This is a genomic window from Arthrobacter sp. 01L42 (assembly GCF_056400005.1).
The window spans coordinates 1-17,942 of sequence record NZ_JBFTSL010000013.1; the positions used below are offsets into that span (position 1 = coordinate 1).

General features: G+C 66.8%; 10 protein-coding genes. 2 read left to right on the forward strand and 8 right to left on the reverse strand.

Annotation, left to right across the window (positions count from 1 at the left end; translation table 11 throughout):
- Window positions 1-422: 422 nt before the first annotated feature.
- Genes AC1DN2_RS12600 through AC1DN2_RS12610 form a run of 3 tightly spaced genes read right to left on the reverse strand, consistent with a single transcriptional unit; the run spans window position 423 to window position 8,024 of the window.
- A complete protein-coding gene (locus AC1DN2_RS12600; protein WP_476850582.1) occupies window positions 423-4,148 on the reverse strand; it encodes a 1,4-alpha-glucan branching enzyme in 3,726 nt (1,241 codons plus the stop codon).
- Window position 4,149: 1 nt separating this feature from the next.
- Entirely contained in the window at window positions 4,150-5,946 is a 1,797-nt protein-coding gene (gene treS / locus AC1DN2_RS12605; protein WP_018774200.1) for a maltose alpha-D-glucosyltransferase, read from the reverse strand.
- Between the two features lie 5 nt (window positions 5,947-5,951).
- Entirely contained in the window at window positions 5,952-8,024 is a 2,073-nt protein-coding gene (locus tag AC1DN2_RS12610; RefSeq protein WP_476850583.1) for an alpha-1,4-glucan--maltose-1-phosphate maltosyltransferase, read from the reverse strand.
- Between the two features lie 151 nt (window positions 8,025-8,175).
- Here AC1DN2_RS12610 and glgP point away from each other — a divergent pair, with 151 nt between their 5' ends.
- Window positions 8,176-10,794, forward strand: coding sequence for an alpha-glucan family phosphorylase (gene glgP, locus AC1DN2_RS12615; RefSeq protein WP_476850584.1), 2,619 nt, complete (start codon window positions 8,176-8,178; stop codon window positions 10,792-10,794).
- A gap of 45 nt (window positions 10,795-10,839) precedes the next feature.
- On the opposite strand, the gene AC1DN2_RS12620 is transcribed toward glgP, so the two are convergent.
- Both AC1DN2_RS12620 and glgX read right to left on the reverse strand, forming a co-directional pair.
- A complete protein-coding gene (locus AC1DN2_RS12620) occupies window positions 10,840-11,196 on the reverse strand; it encodes a barstar family protein (RefSeq protein WP_079552073.1) in 357 nt (118 codons plus the stop codon).
- 22 nt (window positions 11,197-11,218) lie between these two features.
- A complete protein-coding gene (gene glgX, locus AC1DN2_RS12625; protein ID WP_476850585.1) occupies window positions 11,219-13,333 on the reverse strand; it encodes a glycogen debranching protein GlgX in 2,115 nt (704 codons plus the stop codon).
- A gap of 115 nt (window positions 13,334-13,448) precedes the next feature.
- Here glgX and AC1DN2_RS12630 point away from each other — a divergent pair, with 115 nt between their 5' ends.
- The gene (locus AC1DN2_RS12630) at window positions 13,449-14,252 is read left to right on the forward strand and encodes a carbon-nitrogen hydrolase family protein (protein WP_476850586.1); all 804 of its coding nucleotides are present in this window, start codon (window positions 13,449-13,451) and stop codon (window positions 14,250-14,252) included.
- Window positions 14,253-14,828: 576 nt separating this feature from the next.
- Here the strand turns inward: AC1DN2_RS12630 and rlmB are convergent.
- The 3 genes from rlmB to AC1DN2_RS12645 form a co-directional block, all read right to left on the reverse strand.
- The gene (gene rlmB, locus AC1DN2_RS12635; protein ID WP_476850587.1) at window positions 14,829-15,830 is read right to left on the reverse strand and encodes a 23S rRNA (guanosine(2251)-2'-O)-methyltransferase RlmB; all 1,002 of its coding nucleotides are present in this window, start codon (window positions 15,828-15,830) and stop codon (window positions 14,829-14,831) included.
- Between the two features lie 134 nt (window positions 15,831-15,964).
- Entirely contained in the window at window positions 15,965-17,413 is a 1,449-nt protein-coding gene (gene cysS / locus AC1DN2_RS12640; RefSeq protein ID WP_476850588.1) for a cysteine--tRNA ligase, read from the reverse strand.
- Window positions 17,414-17,500: 87 nt separating this feature from the next.
- Window positions 17,501-17,860: a hypothetical protein gene (locus tag AC1DN2_RS12645; RefSeq protein ID WP_223914369.1), complete on the reverse strand. Its 360-nt coding sequence runs from the start codon at window positions 17,858-17,860 to the stop codon at window positions 17,501-17,503.
- Window positions 17,861-17,942: the final 82 nt, after the last annotated feature.

Below are 17,942 nucleotides of genomic sequence, written 5' to 3' on the forward strand. Positions count from 1 at the left end.
TGAAACCAGCCAAATAACACCAGACCACACCACGGGGTGGCGGGCCCGGCAAATTCAACCAATTCAATACAATAAATTGGTATCAACAAACTTGGCACACTATTGAGTTCTCAAACAACAGACACACCCGGCACCACCACAACCAACAAWCAGTCAAGGATCGCTCCGGAGCAACTTTTCAAACTTACCCGGCCGCTTCACCCTAGTCAAATCGGCGATCCAGACTCATTCTTGCCATAGGCTTCTGGGTCTTGGTGGCCGTTCAACTCTGGGGAGCAGCGCGGAAATAAACTCTACCACCACTTGGGCCGGCTGACAAAGCGGCACCGAAGACGGTGCAGAAAAGCCCGGAATCACGGGGATTCCGGGCCTCTCGCAAACACTTCCCTACGCGCGCCAGGTCTGCTGTCCGGGCGCTGCGCCTAGCCCAGCGGCTTGAAGTACGCCGCCCCTAGCGGAGGCAGGGTGACGGTGAGCATGGCCGGCTGTCCGTCCAGGCCGTCCTTCGTCGCGGTCAGGGTTCCGGTGTTCTCCACCCCGGAACCGCCATAGCTGGCGGCGTCGGTGTTGAGCACTTCCTGCCACTCGCCGGCGGCCGGGACGCCGAGGAGGTAGTCCGTGTGCGGGCCGCCGGAGAAGTTCACGGCGCAGACCAGCGGGTTGCCGTCGGCGTCACGGCGGATGAACGTCAGCACATTGCGGTCCGAGTCTCCCCCATTGATCCACTGGAACCCTTCGGGCTGGTTGTCCCGCTCGTACAGTGCCGGCGTGGAACGGTAGAGCTCGTTGAGGTCCTTGGTCAGGAGCTGCATGCCGTTGTGTGCCGGGATGTCCGCGAGCCACCAGTCCAGGCCGTACTGCTCCGACCACTCCGCTTCCTGGCCGAATTCGGTGCCCATGAAGATCAGCTGCTTGCCCGGGTGGGCCCACTGATATCCCAGGAATGCGCGCAGGTTTGCCAACTGCTGCCACCGGTCACCGGGCATTTTGCGCAGCATGGAGCCCTTGCCGTGCACAACTTCATCGTGGCTGATGGGCAGCAGGAAGTTTTCCGTGAAGGCGTAGACCATCGAGAACGTGATGGTGCCGTGGTGCCACCGGCGGTTGTACGGGTCCTCGGCCATGTATTTGAGCGAGTCGTGCATCCAGCCCATGTTCCATTTGAGGCCGAAGCCCAGGCCGCCGCCGCTCGTGGGCGCCGTGACGCCCGGGAATGCGGTGGATTCTTCGGCAATCATGACCGCGCCGGGGTGGGTTTTGTAGACCGTGGCGTTGACCTCCTGGAGGAATGAGATCGCTTCCAGGTTTTCGCGGCCGCCAAAACGGTTTGGCTGCCACTGACCCTCTTCGCGGGAGTAGTCGAGGTAGAGCATGGAGGCGACGGCGTCCACGCGGAGCCCGTCGATGTGGAACTCATCGAGCCAGTACAGGGCGTTGGCCACCAGGAAGTTACGCACCTCCCTGCGGCCGAAGTCGAAGATCAGCGTTCCCCAGTCCGGGTGTTCGCCCAGGTTCGGATCGGCGTGCTCGTACAGTGCTTCGCCATCGAACCGGGCCAGGGCCCACTCGTCCTTGGGAAAGTGCGCCGGGACCCAGTCGAGGAGGACGCCGATGCCGGCTTGGTGGAGTTCGTCAACGAGGTGGCGGAATTCGTCCGGGTGCCCGAAGCGCGAGGTCGGCGCGAAGTACGAGGTGACCTGGTAGCCCCACGAGCCGCCGAAGGGGTGCTCGGCCACAGGCATGAACTCCACGTGGGTGAAGCCGAGCCATTTGACGTATTCCACGAGCTCCTTGGCCAGTTCGCGGTAGCCCAGCCCCACCTTCCAAGAACCGAGGTGGACCTCGTAGACGCTCATGGCCGAGTTGTGCGGATCGCGGGCGGCGCGGGCCTGCATCCACTCGGCATCCTTGAAGACGTAAGAGGGCTCCACCACCCGGGATGCCGTCAGCGGCGGGACTTCGGTGCCGAAGGCCAGCGGGTCCGCTTTTTCCACCCAGTATCCGTGCCGGGTCCTGAGTTCAAATTTGTAGCACGCCCCTGCTACAACCCCGGGAATGAAGACTTCCCACACACCGGTGGAACCGAGGGAGCGCATGGAGTGTTCGCGGCCGTCCCAGCCGTTGAAGTCGCCCTTGACGCGCACTGCCTGGGCGTTCGGGGCCCAGACGGCGAAGGACACGCCGTCGACGTCGCCAAGCGAGGACTTGTAGTGCTGCACGTGCGCGCCGAGGACATCCCACAGACGCTCGTGCCGGCCCTCCCCGATCAGGTGCAGGTCTACTTCGCCGACGGTTGGCAGGTAGCGGTAGGGGTCGTCCATGACCTGGGGCTCGTGGTCCTTGTAGGTCACCTCGAGCCGGTAATCCGGCACATGGCCGCGCTCGAGCGGCTCCATCACGGCCACCCATACGCCGCTCGATTCGTGCGTCATGGGCGTCGAACCTGCCGACGTCACGACCGAGACCGCTTCCGCCAGGTGCTTGACCGTCCGGATGGTGACATGGCCGTGGTCATCGAGATGGGCGCCGAGGACCGAGTGGGGCGCGTGGTGTTCGCCGCTGGAGACCCTTGCAAGGGTCTCGCCATCCACGGGCAGTGGTGTGCCGGGCCGATCGATACGTGCTGATCCTGTCATTTTTATACCTTCCGCTGCGGCTTCGGCGGCGACGCCGGAACCTGTACTGCCGAGGAGACGACGCGATGCGTTCACCGGGATGGAGAGCCAGTCCGGCCTGTTCCTTAGTTCGTAGATGACTTCGTAGAGGGCTTTGTCGAGCCACAGCGCCACAAAGAGCGGCGAGTCGCGGTCGATGCTGCCGGGAATGACGTCGGCGTAGCCGGCCAGGAAGGCCTCAGCGCAGTCATCCACCCAGGTCCCGGGCACCACGGCTCCGGGGTTTTCGCGGACCGCGGCTCCGGCGGCGTAGTCGAAGGACCGCAGCATGCCGACGACGTCGCGAAGGGCGACGTCCGGGAAGTTGCGCTCGGAGATGGGGCGCAGGGGCTCGCCCTCGAAGTCGAGGATGGCCCAGCGCGGGGGGCCCCCCGGCTCGCCCGGGACCATGCTGCCGGGCACCTGCAGGATCTGCCCGAGGTGGAGGTCGCCATGGATACGCTGGAGCGGGCCTGCGCTGGTGCCCTCGAGCCGGCCGAGGAGACCGTTCAGCGCTTCTTCGTAAGGCCCGACGGCCTGGCCGGCCTGGGCCCAGGACTGACGGACGCGCTCGGCTACTCCCGGCGCGATGTCCTGCCCCGGCGCGGATTCGGCGGCTGTGCCCAGGGCCTCGGCGAGCCGGCGGTGCACGGTGGCCGTGGCCGCGCCCAGCGCGTGGGCTTCTGCAGCGAACCCGATCCCCCGGCTGGCCGCGTCCACGGCGAGCCGCCACGCATCGAGTCCGCCGGCGAGGAATTCGTGCGCCACAGCGAGTTCGCCGGAGGCGGGACGGACAGTGGCGGGACGGCGGGCATCTGATGGCTCCGGCCCTGCTGCGGCCGCCGGCACCTCCCACTCGCCGGCCACCCAGCCAAGGGTTGCCGGGACCTCCGCGGTGTGTCCCGCAGTCAGCGCCGCACCGATTTCAACCTCGGGATTCTGGCCTTCGGACAGCACCCGGAAGAACTTCACGATGGCGACTGTGCCGCCGTCCTCGTCGTCGACGATCACCGAGCTGTTCGATTGCTCGCCCGAGAGGACCTTGACCTTGCCTGTTGCGAACGGCAGGCGGTAGCCGGACTCCACCAGGTGGCCGGTGGCGTTGCCCGACGGCGTCGTTGCGCCGTGCCGCATGAGCTCCAGCCAGGCGGCGACGAAGGAGGCGTCGTGGACGCCGTCGTACACCCACTGGTGGGCGGCATCAGCGCGGGTGCCGGGAAGTTCGCCGATCAGCGCGCGTTCTGCCCCCGGCAGGGGTTCTGGCCGGAAACTGAGCGGCACCTGGACGACGTCGGTGCGGCTGCCGCCGGGCGTGGGGTAGGACACCGCGACCAGCAACACCTCGAACGTGGCCCCGCCGGCGGCGGTCTCAAGGCGCAGGCCGCCCGCCGGTTCGAAGGTGAACTCGGCGGTCTTGACAGGGAACCATCGCTGGCGCGGGAGCCAGGCGCCAAGCAGTCCGCTCAAGGCCGGGGTAAGGGCTGGTCGCGTCATCTCAACCCTCGATGGACAGGACGGGCATCGCCTGTGTGAACGGGGATGCCGGGTTGGAGGCGGCGGAACGGATCCGCAACCAGAAGAAATCGTGGCTGCCCAAGGTCAGCGTCAGCGTTCCGTCATCGCCGATGGCCGGGAAGGCCTGGCCGCCGAAGACGTCCCGGAGGCCGCGGCCGGCGAAGTTCGGCACCCGCAACGTGGCAGCCACGGGGTGCTGTGAGAGGTTGAAGGCGCACAGGATGGTCTCGGCGTCCTCACCGGCGGCGTTGCCTTCCGGGAGCTCACGCAGGTAAGCGAGGACGACGTCGTGGTCAGCCTCCACATGCTTGAATCCGCCGAGCCCGAAGGCGGGGTGGTTCTTGCGGACGCTTAGGATCTGGCGGGTCCAGCGCAGCAGGGACCCCGAATGTGCGGCCTCGGCCTCCACGTTCGCCATGCTGTAGTTGTAGACCAGTGACTGGATCACCGGCAGGTACAGCTTGCCCGGGTCGGCGCTGGAGAACCCGGCGTTCCGGTCCGGGTTCCACTGCATCGGGGTGCGGACCGCGTCGCGGTCCTCGAGCCAGATGTTGTCCCCCATGCCGATCTCGTCCCCGTAGTACAGGAACGGGCTGCCCGGCAGGGACAGCAGCAGGGCGTTGATGAGCTCGATCTCGGAGCGGGAGTTATCCAGCAGCGGGGCCAGCCGGCGCCGGATGCCGATGTTGGCGCGCATGCGCGGATCCGGCGCGTACCAGCCGAGCATCGCGGCGCGTTCGTCGGAGGTGACCATTTCCAGCGTCAGTTCGTCGTGGTTGCGCAGGAACGTGCCCCACTGGGCGCCTTCGGGAATGTCCGGCGTGTCCTTCATCGTCTCGATGATGGGGGACGCCTTCTGGTCCCGCAGTGCGTAGTACAGCCGCGGCATGATCGGGAAGTGGAACGCCATGTGACATTCCGGTTCCTCTTCGGTGCCGAAGTACTCCACCACTTCGGCGGGCGGCTGGTTGGCCTCGGCAATGATCACGCGGCCCGGGTAGCTTTCATCGACCATCCGGCGCAGCTGGCGGAGGAATTCGTGGGTCTGCGGCAGGTTCTCGCAGTTGGTGCCCTCCTCCTCGAACAGGTACGGGATGGCGTCGGCCCGGAAGCCGTCGATGCCCTGGTCCAGCCAGAACCGCACGACGTCGAAGAGCGCGTCAATGACCTTGGGGTTCTCGAAGTTCAGGTCGGGCTGGTGGCTGAAGAACCGGTGCCAGAAGAACTGCCGGCGGATGGGGTCGAAGGTCCAGTTGGATTCCTCCGTGTCCACGAAGATGATGCGGGCGTCTTCGTACTTCTCGTCCGTGTCGCTCCACACGTAGAAGTCGCCGAAGGGACCATCCGGGTCCTTGCGTGACTCCTGGAACCACGGATGCTGGTCGGAGGTGTGGTTCAGCGGAAGGTCGATGATCACCCGGACGCCGCGGGCATGGGCCTCGGCCACGAGCCGTTTGAAGTCGCTGATGGTGCCGAACTCGTCCAGCACGGAGTTGTAGTCCGAGATGTCGTAGCCGCCGTCGCGCAGCGGTGACTGGAAGAAGGGCGGGAGCCACAGGCAGTCCACCCCCAGCCACTGCAGGTAGTCCAGTTTCTCGATCAGGCCGTGGAAGTCGCCCGAGCCGTCTCCGTTGCCGTCGGCGAAGCCCCGGACGAGCACCTCGTAGAAGACCGCCTTGCGGTACCAGAGGGGATCGTGCTGTAGGCCCGGGGCATTCAATTCAAAGCTCCCCCTCGGGCTGAAGTGCTGGCTCGGGTTCTGCGGGCTAAAACTCACTGGCACTACCTCCGGATGCTAAGAATGTGAACGGGCTCGACGTGCGGGTCCAGGCGGACGTAGTTGTACTCCCCCCATTCCCAACTCTCGCCGGTCAGCAGGTCATCAACCATGAAACGGCCGTTGTGCGTGAAGTTCTCCGGGTCCAGTTCCAGCGCCGGCAGGTCCAGGGACACCGTGCTCTCCCGGGTGCCGTGCGGGTCCACGTTGACGACGATGATCAGGGTGTCCTTGGTCCCGTCCGCGAGGGTCTTGTGCTTGGAGAACACCACGGTGGAGCTGTCCGAGCTCTGGTGCACCGTCAGGTTCTGCAAATCCCCCAGGGCCGGGTGCGCGCGCCGGATCCCGTTGAGCCGGGTCAGGTACGGGGCCAGGGTGCGCCCCGATTCTGCCGCCGCGTCCCAGTCGCGGGCCTTGTACTCAAACTTCTCGTTGTCGATGTACTCCTCGGCGCCCGGGCGCGCCACGTGTTCGTAGAGCTCAAAGCCGGCGTACACGCCCCAGATGGGGCTTGCGGTCGCGGCCAGGGCGGCACGGATCTTGAAGGCCGCCGGGCCGCCGAACTGCAGGTATTCGGTGAGGATGTCCGGGGTGTTGACGAAGAAGTTCGGCCGGAAGTATGCCGCCGACTCGTGGCTGACCTCCTGGAAGTACGTCTCCAGTTCTTCCTTGGTGTTCCGCCAGGTGAAGTAGGTGTAGGACTGCTGGAAGCCTGCCCGGCCAAGAGCGTGCATCATGGCCGGGCGGGTGAACGCCTCGGCGAGGAAGACGACGTCGGGGTGCTTCTTATTGACCTTGACGATCAGCCATTCCCAGAACCAGACGGGTTTGGTGTGCGGATTGTCCACCCGGAACACTTTGACGCCGTGGCTGACCCAGAGCATCACAATCCTTAGAATTTCGTTGGACAGCCCCGCGGGGTCGTTGTCGAAATTCAGCGGGAAAATGTCCTGGTATTTCTTTGGCGGATTCTCCGCGTAGGCAATAGTGCCGTCGACGCGCGTGGTGAACCATTCCGGGTGGCTTCGCACCCACGGGTGGTCGGGCGCGGCCTGCAGGGCCAGGTCCAGGGCCACCTCGAGTCCCAGCTCACCGGCCCGTGCCACGAAGGCGTCGAAGTCCTCGAAGGTGCCCAGATCCGGGTGGATGGCGTCGTGGCCGCCCTCGTGGGATCCGATGGCCCACGGCGAACCGGGATCGTGCGGTCCGGCGATCAGGGTGTTGTTCGGCCCCTTGCGGTGCTGGCCGCCGATCGGGTGGATCGGCGGCATGTAGATGATGTCAAAGCCCATGGCGGCGACGGCGTCGAGGCGCTGCGCGGCGGTGCGGAAGTTGCCGGAGGTCCATTCCCCCGTGTCGTGGTTGCGCACGGCACCTTCGGAGCGGGGGAAGAATTCGTACCAGGCGCCGGCTCCGGCAAGCGTTCGCTCCACCAGCAGCGGGTAGGGCTCGGAAACCGTCACAAGTTCGCGGATGGGCTGGCGTTCGACGACGGCGGCGACGTCGGCGCCGAAGCCGGCGGCGAGGCGTTCCTCGGGTGTCCGGGACGTATCTGAGAGGACGACGACGGCCATCCGCAGTGTTCTGCGGTCACCAGAGGGGCGGGAGGCGTCTTCGGAGGCTTCAGCCAGCAGGGCGGCACCTTCGGACAGCATGAGCTCGACGTCGATGCCGGCCTCCACCTTGACCTCGGCGTTGTGGTGCCAGGTGCCGTAGCGGTCGTGCCAGGCCTCGATGACGAAGGACCAGTTGCCAGTGGCGGGCGGGGTCAGGAGGCCTTCCCAGCGGTCCGTGCCCATTCCCCGGGGTCCGCTCGGCGGGGCGAGGCGGACCCGCTGCCGCTCTTTGCCGCGTGGGTCGAGCAGGACGGCGCTGACCCCGAGCTGGTCGTGTCCCTCCCGGAACGCGGTGGCTCCCACGACAATGGTTTGGCCCTCGACCGCTTTGGCGGGAAACTTTCCGCCCTCCACCGAAGGCTGCACGGCGGTGATCGGAAAGCGGCCAAATCGAAGGCCATCCGTGATCAGGGCCTTGGGCTTTTGCTTGGACACGGCGCTGGTTCGCGAGTTATTCGTCACAGCCTCGACGTTATCTACAAAACGGCCAGAATGCTAAGGCCTCGAACGTTTTCCGGAGGTTTCTGGTTCTGGTCGGAGTGATATCCGTCATTTACGGGAAAGAATCTTAAAGCAGTTCCGGGGCAACGACTTGTCCGTTAGTGTTTCGCTGGTGAAGGCAATCCGCAGATTTACCGTCCGAACCGTACTCCCGGAGTCGATCCGGCCGCTGGCCCGGCTCGCCACCAATCTCCGGTGGTCCTGGCATCCGCCCACCCGGGAGCTTTTCGAGGGGCTCAACCCCGGGGTCTGGGCGGAGAGCGCCCACGACCCCGTGACTTTCCTGGGCCTGGTCAGCCGGGAAGAGCTGCAGCGCCTCGCCGCGGACCAGGACGTGGTGCGGCGCGTCCACGCCGCGGCCGATGACCTCGACCAGTACCTGGAACAGCCGCGCTGGTACCAGAGCCTGGGCGACGGCGCGCCGGCATGCATCGCCTATTTCTCGCCGGAGTTCGGCATCACCGAGGTCCTGCCCCAGTACTCGGGCGGCCTTGGCATCCTGGCCGGGGACCACCTGAAGGCGGCCTCGGACCTTGGCGTGCCGCTGATCGGCGTCGGACTCCTGTACCAGGCCGGCTACTTTAAGCAGTCGCTCTCCCGGGACGCCTGGCAGCAGGAAACGTACCCGGTCCTCGACCCCGACGGGCTGCCCCTGACGCTCCTGCGCGAGGCCTCCCCGGACGGCAACGGCAAACCGGTCCAGATCTCCCTGCCGCTTCCCCAGGGCCGGCGCCTGCTGGCGCACGTGTGGCGGGCCGACGTCGGACGTGTGCCGCTGCTGCTGCTGGATTCCAACGTTCCGGGCAACGACGAGGCTGCCCGCGGCATCACCGACCGCCTGTACGGCGGCGGCGGAGACCACCGGCTGCAGCAGGAGCTCCTGCTGGGCATGGGCGGGGTCAAGGCGCTGCGGGAGTTCCAGCGGCTCACGGGTGTCCCCGCGCCGGAAGTCTTCCACACCAACGAGGGCCACGCCGGGTTCCTCGGTGTCGAGCGGATCCAGGAATTGATGTCCGGCACGGCGCCGCTGAGCTGGGAGGAGGCCCTGGCCGCCGGGCGGGCGTCCACGGTGTTCACCACCCACACGCCGGTGCCGGCGGGGATCGACCGCTTCGAAATCTCCCAGATTCAGCACTTCTTCGAAGCCGGCCTCGCCCCGGACGTCCCGGTGGCCAAGATCCTGGACCTGGGCCGCGAGGACTTCGCCGACGGCAACCCGTTCGTGTTCAACATGGCCGTGATGGGGCTGCGGCTGGCCCAGCGGGCCAACGGTGTGGCCAAACTGCACGGCGTGGTCTCGCGCGGGATGTTCTCCGCCCTCTGGCCGGGCTTCGACCACTCCGAAATCCCCATCACCTCCGTCACCAACGGCGTGCACGTCCCCACTTGGGTGGACCCCCGCATCGCCGCGCTGGCGCGGGACCACTTCGGTGCCGAGGCGGAGGCGCAGGGCCGGTGGGACCTGGCCTACAACGTCACCGACGAAGACCTCTGGGCGTTGCGGCGCGAGATGCGGGTGTCCCTGGTCGAGGATGTCCGGCGCCGGCTCCGGGCCGCGTGGAAGAAGCGCGGCGCGGCCGACGCCGAGCTGGCGTGGACGGACTCAGTCCTGGACCCGGACGTCCTGACCATCGGCTTTGCCCGCCGCGTGCCGACCTACAAGCGGCTGACCCTGATGCTGCGCGACCCGGAACGGCTCAAGGCGCTGCTGCTGCACAAGACGCACCCCATTCAGCTGGTCATCGCAGGGAAGTCCCACCCGGCGGACGATGCCGGCAAGAAGATGATCCAGGACCTCGTCCGGTTCACCGACGACCCCGCCGTGCGGCACCGGATCGCGTTCCTGCCCAACTACGACATCGCCATGGCCCGGACCCTGTTCCCCGGCTGTGATGTGTGGCTGAACAACCCGCTGCGCCCCTTGGAGGCCTGCGGTACCTCCGGCATGAAGGCTGCCCTGAACGGTTCGCTGAACCTCTCGGTCATGGACGGCTGGTGGGATGAGATGTACGACGGCGAGAACGGCTGGGCGATCCCGACCGCCAACAACGACGCCTCCCCGGAGGAACGCGACGACATCGAGGCGGCGGCTCTGTACGAGCTGCTCGAAACGCAGGTGGCGCCGCGGTTCTACGGGCTGACCGTATCCGACGCCGCGGGCGCTGCCGGACCGTCCCAGCCCGGCCCGCAGGCCGTGCCTACGCACTGGGTTTCGATGATCAAGCACACCATGTCCCACCTGGGCCCGGCGGTTTCCGCGGAACGGATGCTCCGGGACTACGTCAACGTCCTGTACCGGCCCGCCGCGATCGCAGGGCGCCACGCTGTGGCGGACAACTACGCCCAGGCCAAGGCCCTGGCGGCATGGAGCTCACGGGTCCGGGCCGCATGGCCGCACATCCAGGTCGAACACGTCGACTCGGTGGGGGTCTCCGAGGACCCGCAGATCGGCGATCTGCTGCAGGTAAATGCATACGTGGCGCTGCGTGAGCTCTCACCGGACGACGTCTATGTTGAGGTGGCCTACGGCCGGGCCGAGGACACCGACGAGCTGACGGACATCACGGTCGCGGAGCTCAAGGCCGCCGAAGACCTCGGCAAGGGCCGGCACCTCTTCAGCGGCACGCTGGTGATCGACCGTTCGGGGTCCTTCGGCTACACCGTGCGTGTGCTCCCCAAGAACGATGCCCTGGCCTCAAAAGCGGAGTTGGGCCTGATCGTCAACGCCTGACCGTCACCGCGGCCTGACCGTCACCGCGTGGCGTGCTAGCTCTCTTTAGAGGCAGACGGCGATGACGTCCAGGCTCTTGCCGGCGTAGCCTTCGGCGTCCTGCAGCGTTTCGCAGATGACGCCGAAGGAGCGGTCCGCGCGGAGCGCGGCGGGCACCTGCCAGATGAACGTCACGGGGGCCTCGCCGTCGTCCGTCACGGCATCCGCGACGTCGTGCAGCGAATCGTGCAGGGCATCCAGGTCTGTGCCGTAGTCCTCGGGGACGTCCAGGAGCTCGCCGAACGTGTCCAGGACCGCCTGCTTGGTGTCGGCGGCGGGGACCACCAGGGCGCGCCGGCCGGCGTCGCCGATTTGCGCCGTGAGTTCTTCGATGGTCCAGGTCTCTGCCGAGTAAATCTTCATGGGGTCCTTAATCTCGAATTGTTTAGGTGCGGTAGATATTGATCGTGTTGGCCTGGACGAGGTCGCGCTCACCGGAGGCGACGCGGGCGCCCTGACGCCGGTCATGGAGTTCGGACGTCGTCACGCGGAGTTCGAAGAGCCGGTGCCCGGTGCCGTCCTCGTTGCTCAGCCGTGGCAAGGTGACCTTGACGTCGTCGGCGCCGCCGTTGACCACCACGAGGCCGTCGACGTGCCCGTCGTCGGACCCGAGCAGGAGCTGGATCACCCGGTGGCCGGGGTCATGCCACGTGTCGGCGGACATGGGCCGGCCGTCCACATCGAACCAGTGGAAGTAGGACTGGTTGTCACGCGCCGGGTAATCATGCGGCTGGCTGGCCAGAAACTCCTTGCGCAGCCGGATGACGCGCTTGGTGGTGCGCAGCATCGCATGGGATTCCGTGGTGCTGGTCCAGTCGATCCAGGTCAGTGCATTGTCCTGGCAGTAGGCGTTGTTGTTCCCCTGCTGGGTCCGGCAGATCTCGTCCCCGGCGGTGATCATGGGTACGCCCTGGGAAATCATCAGGCAGGCCATCAGGTTCCGCCTGCTTTGGGCGCGCCGGGCGAGGATCTCGCCGTCTTCAGTGGGGCCCTCGAAGCCGTGGTTGTAGCTGCGGTTATCGCCGTGGCCGTCCCGGTTCTGCTCGCCGTTGGCCTCGTTGTGCTTGCGGTCGTAGGCCGTCAGGTCGGCCAGGGTGAAGCCGTCGTGGGCCGTGATCAGGTTCAGCGAGGCAAGCCGGGACCGGCCCGAGGACTCGAACAGCCGGGCGGAACCAGAGAGGGCGTCCGCGAGGCGGGCCACCGGGCCGCCGCTACCACCGCCGTCGATCGCGGCGCGGTCGGCGAGCCAGAAGCTGCGGACGGCGTCGCGGAAATGATCGTTCCAGTCCACCCACCCGGCGGGAAACCGGCCGGTCTGCCATCCGCCGTAGCCCACGTCCCAGGGTTCGGAAATCAGCTTGACGCCGGACAGGACCGGATCGGCTCCGACGGCGACGAGGAAGGGGTGCCGCGGATCGAATTCGTTGGCGCTGTTACGGCACAGCGTGACGGCGAGGTCGAAGCGGAACCCGTCGATGTGGAACTCGCTCACCCAGTAGCGCAGGGAATCCAGCACCAGCTGTACGACGCGGGGTTCGCCGAAGTTCAGGCTGTTGCCGCAGCCGGTCGTGTCCACGTACCTGCCGTGGCCGTCGTTGCGGTAGTACTGCATCTCGCCCAGGCCGCGGAAGCTCAGGGTGGGACCGTCCGTGCCGCCCTCGGCGGTGTGGTTGTATACGACGTCGAGGATGACCTCGAGCCCGGCGGCATGCAGCAGCTTGACCATGCCCTTGAACTCGTCCTGGACCGCGTGGGCGCCGGCGGCCTGGGCGGCCTCGGTGGCGTAGCCCGGATGCGGGGCGAAGAACGCGGCCGTGTTGTAGCCCCAGTAGTTCGTCAGCCCGAGCTGTTGCAGGTGCGGCTCGTCCACGTGGAAATGCACGGGCAGGAGCTGGACCGCCGTGACGCCCAGCGAGATCAGGTGCTCGATCATGGCCGGGTGGGCCATCCCGGCGTACGTCCCCTGCAGGTCCTCCGGAATGTCCGGGTGCAGCTTCGTCTGGCCCCGGACGTGGGCCTCGTAGACGATCGTGTTGCGCCACGGGACCCGCGGGCTGCGGTCCAGACCCCAGTCGAAATCGTTGCCGACCCGGACGCTGGTGATCAGCCCCTCGCGTTCGTCGACGGCCCGGCCGTAGGGGTCCATCAGCAACGGCTGCTCGCCGACGGCATCGAAATTCGTGGCGGGCATGGACAGCGGGAGGGCCTCGTGTTCCGGGGAGGACCGGAAGCCATAGCGCGAGCCGGCCGGAATGCCCTCAACAATTCCGTGGTGGACGCCGTCGGTGACGTTGGGCAGTGTCTTCACCTGCCAGGTTCCCCCGGGCGCCTGATATTCGATCTCCAGCGTGGTTACGCCGGGCGCGTAGACGGCCACGTTGGCGAACGCGCCCCGGGGATCGTCCACTGCCGGCGACCCGGTATGTGGAACGCTGATCCCCAGCGGAAACGCCCGCGAAGCGTCTACGGTGGAAGCGGTATCTATGTAAGACATAACCATTGCTTAAAGCTTAGCCGGGCCAGACAAATGGCCCCCGTTTTCGTTTTCATGACGTTTTGCAGTGTACGGACCGCCGCACTGCATACTGTAATGGAGCGCCGAGTTGGAGGTAATTGTGCGCGTTGCACTAGCCCAAATCATTACCGGCCGTGACGTGGCCGCGAACCTGGACCTCGTGGACGCCTATGCGCGCCAGGCCAAGGCCGGCGGCGCGGACCTGGTGGTGTTCCCGGAAGCCACCATGCGGGCCTTCGGCAATTCGCTCCTCGATATCGCCGAGCCGCTGGACGGCCCGTGGGCATCCCGCGTCCGCGCCCTCGCCGCGGAGCTCGGCATCGTGGTCGTCGCCGGCATGTTCACTCCCGGCACCGCCGGCAACGGCGCCAAGGTGCGCAACACCCTGCTGGTCACCGGCCGCGGCCTCGAGGCCAGCTACGACAAGATCCACCTGTTCGATGCTTTCGGTTTCGCCGAGTCGGACACGGTCGACGCCGGCACCTCCCCCGTCACCTTCGAGCTCGACGGCGTGACGTTCGGCCTCGCCACGTGCTACGACGTCCGCTTCCCGGACCTGTTCACGGAAAACGCGGACCGCGGCGCCGACGTCAACATTGTGTGCGCCTCCTGGGGCTCGGGCCCCGGCAAGGCCGAGCAGTGGAAGCTCCTGGCCCGAGCCCGCGCCCTGGACTCCACCACCCTGGTCCTCGCCTGCGGCCAGGGCGACCCCGCCAGCGTGGGTCACCCGGTCAAGGGTTCCGCCCCCACCGGCGTCGGGCATTCCGTGGTGGTCTCCCCCATGGGCGACGTCCTCGAAGAACTCGACGGCGCCCCCGCCCTTCTCTTCGCCGACCTCGACACCGACGCCGTCCAGGAAGCCCGCACCAAACTCCCGGTCCTGGCCAACCGGCACAGGTTCTAAGCCGTCTGTTCCCCAAAGCTTCACGCTGTGGTCACCCCTGCTCTGGTCACCCCAGCGTGCAACGGCGCCTTGCCGTCGCTTAGACACCTCCCGCCGCTTCCTTCGGCCGCTGGGCGGCCTCATCCGGCTCTGGTCGGCGATGCGCTCCTTAGCAAGACACCGCCGCCCGCTCGATATTGGGTCACCAACCGCCGGGCTGCTTGAAAGAGACGCTCCCTCACGTTTCGCACGTTAAACGGAAGCGCTCCCCCACATAAAGTGAGGGAGCGCTTAGCCGCTTACCGCGAAAGGTGAGGGACCGTTTGCCATCAACCCGCACAAGGTGAGGGAGCGTCAGAGACGGGACCGGAGTTTTGCTAAGGAGCGCATCGCCGACCGGAACCGAGTAAGGCCGCTAGCGGCCGCACGAGGTGCAGGGAGGTGTCTAAGCGACGGCAAAACTCCGGTTCCGCCCTACCCAGCCACGACTGCGGCGACGGCAAGACTACGGTTCCGGCGGAACCCAGTCACCACTCAGGTGACCGCGGAACCCAACCCCCGACTCCGGCGACGGCGAAGCCGGCCCCGAACGCAGGACTACTTAGCGGCGCGCTGGCGGGAGATTTCGTAGAGGGAGATGCCGACGGCCATGGAGGCGTTGAGCGATTCCATGGCGGAGTCAATCGGGATGGAGACGATCTGGTCGCAGTTTTCGCGGACCAGGCGGCTCAGGCCCTTGCCCTCGGAACCGACGACAATGCACACCGGTTCGGTGGCCAGGGCGAGCTCGGGCAACGAAACGTCGCCGTCGCCGTCGAGACCCAGGACGTAGATCCCCATGTTCTTGAACGCCTTGAGCGTGTTGTTCAAGTTGGCCGCGCGTGCGACGGGGACGCGCACTGCCGCGCCGGCGCTGGTCTTCCAGGCCGAGGCGGTGACGCCCACGGAGCGGCGCTCCGGGACGACGACGCCGTGGCCGCTGAAAGCCGAGACGGAGCGGATGATCGCGCCAAGGTTTCGGGGATCGGTGATGCCGTCGAGCGCGACGAAGAGCGGGGCGTTGGCTACGTGGCCCTTCTTCCAGGCCGCGAGGGTTTCTTCGGCGAGCTCGTACGCGTCCTGGTATTCGTACGGCGGGATCTGCAGCACGAGGCCCTGGTGGATGGCGTCGTCGGTCATCCGGTCGAGCTCGGGCTTGCCGGTTTCCATCAGCGGGATGCCGCGTTCGGCGGCCAGCTTCAGGGATTCCTTGACGCGGTCGTCCATTTCGATGCGGACGGCGACGTGCAGGGCCTTGGCCGGGATGCCGGCGCGCAGGGCTTCGACCACCGAGTTGCGCCCGGTGACGACCTCTTCGGTGGCGCGCCCCTCGGGACCGGAGCGGCCGGTGCGGGCGGCGGCGCTGGTAGTGCGGCTTCCGCTGGCGCGCTTGGCCTCGGAGCGTTCGGCGAGCTGCTTGTTCTTGAACGCCTTGTGGTAGGGGCGGTCCTCCGCCTTCGGCGTGGGGCCCTTGCCCTCCAGAGCCTTGCGGCCGTGACCGCCGGTTCCGACGGAGGGGCCCTTCTTCAATTTGACCGAGCGGCGACCGTTGTTGGCCATGAGTTTCACCCTTTAAATACGCGATTCGTTGACAAGTCTGACCTCCAGTCTACTGACTCGAGTAAAATCCACGATTTCGGGGTGGCCCGGAACGGACGACGGCGGCCCACTTCACCGGCCGCCGGCAACGGGCTTCAGCCGCGCTTGAGGCTCCAGCTCGCCCCGTCCGGGCCGTCCTCGACGACGACGCCGGCAGCCGCCAGGGTGTCCCGGATCGCGTCGGACGCTGCCCAGTCCTTGGCGGCCCGGGCGTGGGCGCGCGCCTCCAGCTGAGCCTCGACCAGGACACCAAGGGCGGAGTTGGCTTGTTCGTCGGCCGCAGGCGTTGCGGTGGCGTTGAGGCCGAGGACGTCCAGCATGGCGGTGACGCTGGCCAGCGCCTGGCCCGCGGCGTCGAGGTCGCCTTCGGTGAGAGCCGTGTTGCCGGCGCGGACGGTGTCGTGCAGGACAGCGAGGGCCTGCGGGACGTTGAGGTCATCGTCCATAGCCACCCCAAAAGCTTCCGGGACAGAACCAGCGGATGCCTCCGGTCCCGGGTCGGGCAGGACCCGGCTTGCGCGGCTGAGGAAGCCGTCGATCCGCTCGACGGCGGCGGCCGCTTCCTGCAGGGACGTCGGCTGGTAGTCCAGGACCGAGCGGTACTGCGCCTGCCCGAGGTAGTACCGGACAACGCGCGGCGGGGCGATCTCGAGCATTTCCGTCGGGCTCACGGTGTTGCCGATGGACTTGGACATTTTCTCGCCGGCGTAGGTGACCATCCCGTTGTGCATCCAGAAGCTGGCGAAGCCGTGGCCCGCCGCCTGTGACTGCGCCATTTCGTTTTCGTGGTGCGGGAAGCGCAGGTCCAGGCCGCCGCCGTGGATGTCGAACTCGGTGCCGAGGTACTTGGTGACCATCGCCGAGCATTCGAGGTGCCAGCCCGGGCGGCCGGTGCCCCATGGGGAGGCCCAGCTCGCCGTCGTCGGCTCCCCGTCCTTGTAGCCCTTCCACAGCGCGAAGTCGCGGGGGTCCTTCTTGCCGCGGGGGTCCGCGTCAGGGGCGCCCTGCATGTCGTCGAGCTTCTGCCGCGTCAGCGAGCCGTACTTGGACCAGGAACGTACATCGAAGTAGACGTCGCCGGAGTCGCCCAGGGCCGGGTAGGCGTGGCCGCGGTCGATCAGCTGCTGGATGAGGGTGTGCATTTCCGGGATGTGGCCGGTGGCGCGGGGCTCATAGGTGGGTCGGGAGACACCCAGGGTGTCATAGGCCTTGAGGAATTCCTGCTCGTAGCGGTAGGCCAGGGCCCACCATTCCTCGTTGCGGAGGGCTCCGGGCTCGTCTTCAAAGTCTGCGCCGAACGAGGCGGCTGACTTGGCAAGGATCTTGTCGTCGATGTCGGTGACGTTGCGGACCGCCGTCACGCGGAAGCCGCGGTACTGCAGCCAGCGGGTCAGCTGGTCGAATGCGATGGCCGAGCGGATGTGGCCGACGTGGGGCATGCCCTGGACGGTGGCTCCGCAGTAGTACAGGCTCACGTTGCCAGGGACCAAGGGGACGAAGTCGCGGACTTCGGCGGATGCAGTGTCGTAAAAGCGCAGGGTCACCGCTCCAGATTAGCCGATGGCGGTCCGGGGCTTGACCGGCGGCTTTGCCGGCACGGCGGAGGCCGGCAGGCAGGCCGCTGCGGCGACCTACTTGCAGTATTGGCCGATCTTGTTGATCTGCTCCGTGAGCTGGGCCGTCTGTTGGTCGGTCTTGGTTCCCGTAGGGCTCGCCGCAACCTGCTTCATGATCTCGGCCATCTGCTGGATCGGGGCGCCCACCTCCGGCGCTACCTTGTCCGCAACCTCCTGGTAGTGCTGGCCAATCTGCCCTGCCTGCTCCTTAGCGCTCCCGGAGGGCACGAAGGTGTCGGTGTTGAGGAACTTACAGCTTTCCTCGACGCTGAGCTTCGGAGTGGCGCTAGGCGTTTGGGGCGCTGTCGTGGAGGCGGCACAGCCGCTCAGCATGGTCCCTGCCACGAGTACGACGGCGGTCAGCAGCTTCTTCACGGCAGGTCTCCTGGCAGTTCGGAACGGGTGTCTCGCTTGGGTCTTCCCTCAAGCGTAGGGGACCGGGGCCGGCGGTGCTTAA

Bases quoted from the DNA above. Each gene is read 5' to 3' on its own strand.
- AC1DN2_RS12600 (WP_476850582.1), bottom strand. From the start codon at position 4,148: ATGACGCGACCAGCCCTTACCCCGGCCTTGAGCGGACTGCTTGGCGCC.
- AC1DN2_RS12620 (WP_079552073.1), bottom strand. From the start codon at position 11,196: ATGAAGATTTACTCGGCAGAGACCTGGACCATCGAAGAACTCACGGCG.
- glgX (WP_476850585.1), bottom strand. From the start codon at position 13,333: ATGGTTATGTCTTACATAGATACCGCTTCCACCGTAGACGCTTCGCGG.
- rlmB (WP_476850587.1), bottom strand. From the start codon at position 15,830: ATGGCCAACAACGGTCGCCGCTCGGTCAAATTGAAGAAGGGCCCCTCC.